The following is a 10099-nucleotide window of genomic DNA, read 5'->3' on the forward strand; positions in this document are numbered from 1 at the left end:
CGGAGATATTATCTGGCAAATAGGCACCGGTTATTTTGGCTGCCGGAATGATGAGGGCAATTTTGATGAGCGGCTCTTTGAAGAAAAAACAGCACTGTCACAAATTAAAATGGTGGAGCTAAAATTATCACAGGGCGCTAAACCCGGCCATGGCGGTATATTACCTGCTGCCAAGAACACACCGGAAATTGCTGCCATCCGCCATGTAAAACCCTATACCACGGTATCCTCGCCACCCTACCATACTGCGTTTAATACGCCGCGGGAAATGATGTTGTTCATTGCGCATATGCGTACGCTCTGCAAAGGCAAGCCGGTGGGCTTTAAATTATGTATAGGCCAGCGCCGCGAGTTCTTTGCTATCTGCAAAGCTATGGTGGCTACCAACATTTACCCTGACTTTATTACCATTGATGGCGGGGAAGGCGGTACAGGCGCTGCACCGCCGGAGTTTTCAAATTCCGTAGGCATGCCTTTAATGGATGCTCTGGCCTTTGTGCATGATACCCTTACAGGTTTTAATATCCGTGGTAAAATGAAGCTGATAGCTTCCGGTAAAATACTTACCGGCTATCATATACTGCGCGCCATGGCCCTGGGTGCGGATGGCTGTAACAGCGCACGCGCCATGATGATGGCCATTGGCTGCATACAGGCACTGGAATGTAATACCAATCGCTGTCCTACCGGTGTAGCCACGCAGGATAAATGGCTGGCTAAAGGACTGGTGGTAGAAGATAAAAAACACCGGGTATCCAATTACCACCGCGATACCATTGAGAGTGCTATGGAACTTACTGCCGCTGCAGGTTTAAGCAGCCCGCACGATATTACCCGCAGCCACATTTTCCGCCGTGTGTTTATGAACCAGGTGCGCAGCTTTGAAGAAATATACCCCAGCATAGCTGCCGGTGTATTCCTGAACGGACAGCTGCATGAAGTAATGAGGAATGAGCTGGAAATGGCGCATGAAGACCGTTGGAACTAAGAACGTATTCCAAATACAAAAGGTGAAAAGGATGTATGCTGTTATCCTTTTCACCTTTATTTTATCCCTGCATTGTTATACCTGGAAATAAAAATCCTTTGCGTTCTGGTAAAAGATACGCTTTGCCACATCCTCCGGGAAATTGTCTTTCACCAAAGCCACATCATCATCGCTGAAAGGCTGTGGTGCACGGGTAGATGGCAGGTCAGTGCCAAACATCAGCGCAGAGCGGTCTACCGCATTGATCTGCTGCATTACTTCCACCACATTAAAATTGCAACGGCTAAAACCGGTGGCTTTTACCCGCACACCATCTGCCACCAGCTCCAATAAATAAGGCAGCCCTTCTTTCGACAAACCCAAATGATCAATACTGATACGCGGCAGCCGCTTTAAAACCGGCAGCAGATCTTTCAGCTCCCGGGAATCAATGTATAACTCAGTATGCCAGCCTGCCAGATCATATACACGGCGGGCCAGCTCCTCCAGGTGATCAACGGTAGCGGAGCCGCCGCGTTGTACATTAAAACGTACCGCCCGTATGCCCGACGCATGCAGCTGGCGTATTTCTTTATCTGTTACATATTCCGGGATCTGTGTTACGCCTACAAAACCGGTTCCCAGCTGCTGCAGCGCAGCTACCAGGTATTGCTGGTCGAACTGCTGGAAAGAGCCGGATACCACCACGCCGCCGTTCACCTGCAAATGTGTTACCCTGGCTTTATAATCGGACGCTGTAAAGGCAGGCGGCAGGTACCCCTGGTTAGCCACCAAAGGATAACGGGGGTCTATAATGTGAAAATGTGCATCGAAGATCATGCGCCGGTGATTTTGATAACGAATAATTCTGACGGTACATCGCCGGGGTGCAGGGCCGACAGGTCCAGCACACAGTCCTTTCCCTGCTGTTTTATACGGATATTTGCCCTGCTGCCCAGGATACTGGCCTTTGCGCCGGCGGGCAGCGTATAATTGCGCAGCAGCAGCTGCGGATTATAAGAAGGAACAATGCAATACAGGTTATTGTTCTTGCGGGTAAAGAACATCTCTATATGCGCATGTTCCTTTGAAGGCTGGATCATGCGGGTAACATCATAATCAGCCATAAAAGAGGCCTTCTTTACCGTTGGCTGCTGCCCCGGGCTCCATTGGCGCGTTTGTTTCCAGGATTCAGTTTCGTAGATCGCTTCTCCGTTTGTAGCCAGCCAGCTGCCCATATCTACCAAGCGTTGCTGCATGATCACGGGAATGCGTCCATCTGCCGTGGGGCCAATATCCAGCAGCAGGTTGCCCCCGCGGGATACAATATCTATTAATGCCAGCAGCAGGTCATGGCTGCTTTTGTAATCATTTACATTCTCCATACGGTTATATCCGTAAGACATGCCAATGCCCCTGCTTTCTTCCCATACTACGCCCGGCTCCATGCCACTACCATATTCAGAAGTAAGGTAAGTGCTGGCGCTGTTATGCCCGCGGGTATTGCTTCCCCAGCGGTCGTTCACCACAATCTCCTTCTTCACCGGCGATTCATTATACAACCAGGCCAGCAAAGCGGGCGACTGCCAGGCGGTATCTGACAGGTCCCATTCTCCATCAGAAAAGATCACAGATGGTTTGTAACGTGTTACCAGGTCTTTGAACTCCGGCTGCATCACCTCTTTGATATATTGCTCTTTGTTGGAGAGCCATAAAGGGTTATACCATTCATACAGGGAATAATAATACCCCATGCGCAGACCTGCTTTGCGTACGGCTTCTGTCAGATCGCCGAGCAGATCGCGTTTAGGCGTGCCGGTTACTGCATTCCAGGGACGGCCCCAGGCCTTATCTGCCCAGGGGCTGTTCCATAAACAATAACCTTCATGATGTTTGGAGGTAAGCACTACATATTTAGCGCCGGAGCGGCGGAAGATCTCTGCCCACTGCGCCGGATCGAATAATGCCGCGGTGAACTGCGGTTCGAAACTGGCGTATGGAAATCCTTTGCCGAATTGTTTATCGTGAAAAGCCTGTACCTGGGCGTGGGTATCCGAGCCTTTATTCATCAGGTTATGCCAGTACCATTCAGAATAACCGCCGGGGCCTACCACTGCAAACGACGGCACTGCATACACTCCCCAGTGTATAAAGATCCCGAACTTAGATTCATGGAACCATCCGGGTATTTTTCGTGTATTCAGCGAGGACCAGTCAGCTGAATAGTTTTGCGCCAGTAATGGCTGCAGCAATAATAACATCAGGCTAGCGGCGAGGATCATTCTTTTCATAACGGCAAAGTTTAGCAGTGAGTAAAATAATAAATATTTCAGGGAAATGAGTGAGGAGGTTTGTGCGGGTGTTTGTTATAGCGGTATTACGGATATTTATTACGGCAGTTTATTACAGATGTTTATTGTGAGCATTTTTTGCAGGCATTTTTTTGCAGGCCCAACGCTGGACTGCGTCCGCCTGTTTGAATGACTATGAGGCGGGGGATTGTCGTATAGGGGTTAGGGCATGGATGGGGCGTTGTCAAGCGGGGCACGCCGGACAAGGTCCAGGCGTTTGGGCCTGCAAAAAAAAGGGCATGTACTGCAATTACGTGTGGGTGTGCGGTATGAGCGATAATAGAGACCTTGGTATAGCTGGTGTAGCGTATACTGCCTAAGAACTGCTGACTGCTGTAAATAATAAAGCGTATGAAGTGGCTTGTTACCTCATACGCTTTTATGTTGATTGATGTTTATTGATATTTTGCTACTGTCGCTTGTGTTTTTGGTAACAGGTTTTCTTTCGTATTTACTTTTTACTTCTTTTTTAGTGCTTTTTAGGTTTACTGCTTTTTAGATTTTACTTTCTATAGTCCAATTCCGCCTCCAAGCACAAACCCGATCATCCTACTTCCTGCTTCTTACATCTTACCTCCTATTTCTCATCTCTTCCCTCATTTATTCCAATGCCCCGGCGGCGGCTTCGTCTACGAACCAATGCAGCTCACCATCCTGGGGGCGGATGAGCTGAGAGGGGAATTGCTCTGCGTTGAAAGTGCCTTCAATTACATTTTTCAGCGTTATGGCTTTGCCGGCGCCGGTGGCCATAAATATCACGCAGGCAGCTTTATTCACTACAGGGGCTGTAAGAGTAATACGGTACATGTGCTGGGCAGGCAGGAAAAATGCTTTTACCCAGGCCTTTTGCTCGTCCACTACGGGCATACCGGGAAACAAAGACAGGGTGTGCCCGTCATCTCCCATGCCCAGCAATACCAGGTCAAAGGTTACATCACTGTCTTTAAAGTATTGCTTCAATAATTTTTCGTATTCTTCTGCTGCGGCTTCCGGCATAAGGTCCGTACGCATTACGTGAATATTTTCTTCCGGGATGCCCATAGGTGTAAGCAGGGTTTCATATGCCATACGGGCATTATTGCGCTCATCGTCAAAAGGTACTGCGCGCTCATCGCCCCAGAAAAAACGGATCCTTTCCCAGGGGATCATTTGCTGGTAAGGCTCCTTAGCCAGTAAATGATACAGCTGCTTAGGCGTGTTACCGCCAGACAATACAAACGTAAACTGTTCCTGGTCCTGCAGTACTTCCTGGATATAATTACTGATCCAGGCGGCCAGGTTCTCACTCAGCTGTTGCGGATCTTTGGCGATGTGCAATTCCATAATAATATGCTAATGTGCTGATATGCTAATGTGCTGGTTATACTTATTTACTGTAATTGTCAGCAAATTAGCATATCAACACATTAGCACATTAACCTGTTATTTTGATAAGTTTATCCAGCTATGTCCGTCCTGTGCTATCAGGGCATCTGCATCATTCGGTCCCCAGGAATCGGGGGCATAGTTGGGGAAGTTCTGCGGTACGCGGTTCTCCCAGGTTTCCAGTATGGGCATGATCAGCTTCCAGGCAGCTTCTACCTGGTCGGCACGCATGAACAGCGTAGCATCCCCTTCCATTACATCCAGCAGCAGTGTTTCATATGCTTCCGGCGCATGCTCACCATAAGCCGCATCGTAGTTAAACACCATTTCTACCGGGTCCAGGGTCATAGTCTGGCCCGGACGTTTAGCCTGGAAGCGGATACGGATATCCATTTCCGGGTTAATGCTGATGGTAAGGCGGTTGGGCCTCCAGCTTTCAGCAGATTCCGTGGGAAATGCAAAGTGAGGCGCCTGCCGGAACTGTAAGTTGATCTGCGTAGTTTTCTGGTGCATGTATTTGCCGGTACGTACATAAATAGGTACACCCTGCCAGCGCCAGTTATCAATATAAAATTTTACGGCTGCATACGTGTCTGTATTGGAATTGGGCTGTACGCCTTTTTCCTCGCGGTAGCCTGCTACACGCTCTCCTTTCATCCAGCCGCCGGAGTACTGTCCGCGTACGGCATATTCATGCACCTTATCCTTGCTGATGGGGCGAATGGCGTTGAGCACATCCACCTTTTTATTACGGATCTCGTTGGCATCAAAAGATACCGGCGCTTCCATGGCCACCATACACAGGATCTGCAGAATGTGGTTCTGCACCATATCCCGCAGGGCGCCGGAACGCTCATAGTATCCGCCACGGCCTTCCAGCCCTACGCTTTCAGCAGCAGTGATCTGTATGTATTCAATAAAATTGCGGTTCCATACCGGCTCAAACAGCGCATTGGCAAAACGCAGCGCCAGTATGTTCTGCACGGTTTCTTTACCTAAGTAGTGGTCTATACGAAAGATCTGCTCTTCGGAGAACATGCTGGTGAGCAAAGCATTCAGCTCATGCGCACTTTGCAGATCGTGGCCAAAGGGCTTTTCTACTACAATACGGGTATTGTGCTTATCGCTGCACAGGTTCAGCTTACCCAGCTTTTGTGCAATGGCGGGCACCAGCTGCGGCGCTACTGCCAGGTAAAAGATCACGTTGGGATGGGTGCCCCATTCCTCTTCTTTCTGCTTTACGATCTCTGACATTGCATCGTAGGATTCTGCATTCTCCGCATCCAGCTGCAAAAAGCTTACGTGTTTGGAAAACTCTGCCCATTCACCGTTCTGCTCACCTTTACGGCGTGAGAACTTGCTGATACCATCCAGCAGATGCTCATTATAGGCTTCATTGGTATAAGGCGTACGTCCGATGCCGATGATAGCAAATTGCTCCGGCATCCAATCGTCCAGGAAAAGATTATATAAGGCGGGTGATAATTTCCGGTAATTCAGGTCCCCGCTGCCCCCAAAAATAAAGAGTACGGAGGCCGGCGGGCGCTTATGGTCTTGCATAAAAAACAGTTTAATGTGCGGATGTGCAAATATGCAGATGTGCAGATAAATGGGACAATTACAGATAATTTTCACATTTGCAGATCTGCATATTTGCACATTTATTTAATGTTGTTCCCAAACGGTATGGAAAGTACCGGGCATGTCTATACGCTGATAGGTATGTGCCCCGAAATAATCCCGCTGCGCCTGTACCAGGTTAGTAGGCATTCTTTCCGTACGGTATGCATCAAAGTAAGATAATGCGGCCATGATACCGGCTACCGGCACACCTGCCTGCGCGGCCTGTGCAATGGCAGTACGGGTATTGGTTTCAATGGGCTTCACCATTGCCGCCACTTCCTTATTCAGCAGGATGTTGGGCAGGTCCGGCGACTGTACGTACGCATTGGCAAATGTTTCCAGCAGCACGGAACGGATGATGCAGCCACCCCGCCATACTTTAACTACCTGCGGTAATGGTATTTCCATTTTCAGCTCATCGGATGCTTTACGCAGCATGGCCAGGCCCTGTGCATAGCTCATGATGGTACCAAAGTACAGGGCATCATGCACTTGCTGGATCCAGGTATCGGCCGGTGTATTGATACGTGCAGCCGGCGCTTCGTATAACGCTGCCGCCTGTACGCGTTCTTCTTTATAACCGCTTAACGTACGTAGTGCTACGGCCGTATCAATGACCGGTATAGCTACCGGCAGGTCCATAGCATCCTGTGAAGTCCACTTACCGGTGCCTTTGGAGCCGGCTTTGTCGGAGATCACGTCTACCAGGCGTTTATCGGTTTTATCGTCTTTCTGTAAAAAGATGTCGGCGGTGATCTCTACCAGGAAAGATTGCAGCGGGCCTTTGTTCCAGGAGTCAAATATTTTATGCAGCTGGTCGTTATCCAGGCCGGCCTGTTGCAGTAAAGCATAAGCTTCGCTGATCAGCTGCATAATACCATATTCAATACCGTTATGCACCATCTTTACGTAATGGCCGGCGCCTTCTTTACCTAAGTAGGCCACGCAAGGCTCCCCTTTAACTTTGGCTGCAACGGCTTCCAGCATGGGGCGTACCTTTTCATAAGCTTCCTGGTCGCCGCCGGGCATAATGGCCGGCCCTGTACGGGCGCCCATTTCACCACCGGAAACGCCAATGCCCATGAAGTGGAGCTGCTTTTCCCTTAAATATTTTACTCGTCTCAGGGTATCTGTATAGTGCGAGTTGCCCCCGTCAATAATCACATCGCCCGGCTCCAGTAAAGGCAGCAGGGAAGCAATTACATCATCCACCGGCTGACCGGCAGGCACCAGCATCATTACCCGGCGCGGACGCTGCAACAGTTGGATCATGGTGGCCAGCTCGGCTACGCCTTTTACCGTAGTACCTGCTGTGGCAGCGGATTCCAGCGCAGCGTTCTTGGTAGCATCCTTATCAAATCCGATAACGGAAAATCCATGATCGGCCATATTCAGTAACAGGTTCCTGCCCATTACCCCCAGGCCAATCATTCCAAAATCATATAAGCTGTTTGACATAAGATAAAGTAAAAGTGAAAGAGATGTAAAATTAGGACAAATACTATTATGATTTACCAATTTGTGTTGTACAAAGCACGGCATATTGCAGACGCCTGACAAAAGCTGAAAGCGGAAAGCAGAAAGCGCAAAGCAGAAAGCATAAAGCTGTCTGCCATTTGCTTTAGTATTATGTTATGGTTTGGTTATGCTTTGCGCATTCAGCTTTGGGCTTTGGGCTTTATGCTTTGCGCTTTCTGCTCTTAAGCCGAATTACGCCCGGCATTGATAATACCGAAAGAACAACGTACTACCAGCCTTTCAAATACTTCCTTATGCCCGTTACCCTTATCCTCCTGCTGTTCCAGCTCACGGATACGGCCCAGGGCATATTGCTGGATCGTTACTAACGGCAGCACTATACGCTCCCGCATTTGTATAGACAGCTGCTCTACCGGGGTATTCCCCATCAGGGTGGATGCGCCGGAAAGCTGCAGCAGGTACTTTTTTGTAAGGTCAAATTCATCACAGATCATTTGCCATACCGGCCCGTATACCGGGTGTTTGGCAAGATGGGCTGTTAACGGCATATAACTTTTTATCATAGCCATTTCACAGTTATCCAGCAGGGTTTTAAAGAACAGGGAATGCCGGTACAGCTGTTCCAGCTCACTCCACCTGCCCTCTTTTTCCAGCTGCTGCAAGGCGGTACCTACACCATAAAAGGCAGGCACATTCTGCTTTAGCTGGCTCCAGGCGCCTACATAAGGTACGGCCCTGAGATCGTTCAGGTTAAGCTTGGCTGCGGCATTACGCTTGGATGGGCGGCTGCCTATGTTAGCCTCTGCATAATAACGTAAGGGGCTGGTATGCTCCAGGTAATCCATGAAGCTGGGATGATGCTTCAGCTGGTTAAACGCCTGGTAACCCGCATCTGCCAGGGATTGCAGCAGGTCTGCTTCCGAATCGCTGAGCGTTACCTCGCGGGAGGAGAACAGCTCATTGGAGATGCCTGCATGCACCAGCTGCTCCAGGTTAAACTGCGCGGAATCCACCGTGCCGAAATTGGAGCTAACGGTTTGTCCCTGTATAGTAAGCTGAATTTCTTTATTGGCAATATTGCGGCCCATGGAAGCGTAGAACTGGTGTGTTTTTCCGCCACCACGGCCCGGAGGACCGCCACGGCCGTCAAAGAACACCACGTCAATACCGGCCTCCCGGGAAAGTTTTGTCAGCTCTTCCTTCGCTTTATAAATGCTCCAGTTGGCCATGAGGTAGCCCCCGTCTTTGGTGCCATCTGAAAAGCCCAGCATAATGGTTTGTTTATTACCGCGGCGGTGCAGGTGCTGCCGGTATGCTTCGTTCTCATACAGGGAGCGCATTACGTTGCCGGCTGCCCGCAGATCGTCGATGGTTTCAAACAGCGGCACAATATCAATGGTAAGCTGCTCTTTTTTCCACCCGCCCAGCAGCAACAGACCATATACTTCTATTACATTCAGGGCACTGGTGCTGTGGCTGATGATGTAGCGGTTACAGCCTTCTTCCCCATTGGCCTGCTGGATGGTTTGCACGGTTCTTATAGTTTCCAGCGTATCCTTATGCAGGTCTTCTTTTAACAGGCTGCTGTTCACCGGTTGGGCAACCGCCAGCAGCGCTTTTATTTTATCAGCATCCGGTAAGGATGCATAGTTCTTTGGCAATGCGTCGCTCACTTCTGCAATAGCATCCAGCAGCTTGCCGTGTACAGAGCTGTCCTGCCTTATATCCAGCGAAGCAAAGAATAACCCGAACAGCTCTACGCGGCTGATGAGCGTTTCCACCAGGTGTACAAACAGCCCGTTATGCTGTTGCTGGATGGTATCGCGGATGCGCAGCAGGGTATCCAGTATTTCGCTCTGGCAAAGATCTGTGCGCTGGCCGGGGATGAACAGGTTGCTGTACAGCTTCTGTTCCAGGGTGGCCAGCTCATTTTCCACACCCTTGAAGGTGAGGCGGCGCTTGAGCTTGCGCACATCTAAATAATAACATTTTATAATAGCTCCCCTCAGGGCGTCTGCCACCTGTAAGGTAATAGGCGCATTTACAAAGGGATTCCCGTCACGGTCGCCACCGGGCCAGAAGCCCATGCGGATCAGCTGGTTGCTTTCGCTAACAGCCTGGGGGAAATGTGATTTCAGGTAAGATACCGTACGCCCGGCGGCCTGGTAAAATACATTTTCCAGGAACCAGATGAGGCTAACAGCTTCATCGTAGGGGGTAGGCTTTTCTTTTTTAAAGAAAGGCGTTTTACCCAGCTGCTGCAGGTACATATTTACCTGGGCAGTATTATCATTAATAAGGGCATTGGAAAGGT

At 49.6% G+C, this 10099-nt stretch carries 7 protein-coding genes; 1 reads left to right on the forward strand and 6 read right to left on the reverse strand.

Annotation, left to right across the window (positions count from 1 at the left end; all coding sequences use genetic code 11):
• A partial coding sequence (locus VIM87_RS15525; RefSeq protein ID WP_331997874.1) for an FMN-binding glutamate synthase family protein occupies positions 1–988 on the forward strand: 988 nt, incomplete at its 5' end.
• Between the two features lie 75 nt (positions 989–1063).
• Here VIM87_RS15525 and VIM87_RS15530 read toward each other — a convergent pair.
• From VIM87_RS15530 to VIM87_RS15555, 6 genes are all read right to left on the reverse strand, one after another.
• Positions 1064–1807, reverse strand: coding sequence for an amidohydrolase family protein (locus VIM87_RS15530; RefSeq protein WP_331997875.1), 744 nt, complete (start codon positions 1805–1807; stop codon positions 1064–1066).
• Positions 1804–3258 carry an alpha-L-fucosidase gene (locus tag VIM87_RS15535; RefSeq protein WP_331997876.1) on the reverse strand — a complete coding sequence of 485 codons (1455 nt, stop codon included), beginning with the start codon at positions 3256–3258 and terminating at the stop codon, positions 1804–1806. Before VIM87_RS15535 ends, VIM87_RS15530 begins: the two co-directional genes overlap by 4 nt.
• Before the next feature lie 660 nt (positions 3259–3918).
• The gene (pgl, locus tag VIM87_RS15540) at positions 3919–4641 is read right to left on the reverse strand and encodes a 6-phosphogluconolactonase (protein ID WP_331997877.1); all 723 of its coding nucleotides are present in this window, start codon (positions 4639–4641) and stop codon (positions 3919–3921) included.
• A 99-nt stretch (positions 4642–4740) separates the two neighbouring features.
• Positions 4741–6243, reverse strand: coding sequence for a glucose-6-phosphate dehydrogenase (gene zwf, locus VIM87_RS15545; RefSeq protein ID WP_331997878.1), 1503 nt, complete (start codon positions 6241–6243; stop codon positions 4741–4743).
• A 105-nt stretch (positions 6244–6348) separates the two neighbouring features.
• The gene (gene gndA, locus VIM87_RS15550; protein WP_331997879.1) at positions 6349–7764 is read right to left on the reverse strand and encodes an NADP-dependent phosphogluconate dehydrogenase; all 1416 of its coding nucleotides are present in this window, start codon (positions 7762–7764) and stop codon (positions 6349–6351) included.
• 242 nt (positions 7765–8006) lie between these two features.
• Positions 8007–10099, reverse strand: a 2093-nt coding sequence (locus tag VIM87_RS15555) for a phosphoenolpyruvate carboxylase (protein ID WP_331997880.1), incomplete at its 5' end; no start/stop codon positions are given.

It is taken from the genome of Chitinophaga sp. (genome assembly GCF_036569125.1).
Classification (GTDB): domain Bacteria; phylum Bacteroidota; class Bacteroidia; order Chitinophagales; family Chitinophagaceae; genus Chitinophaga.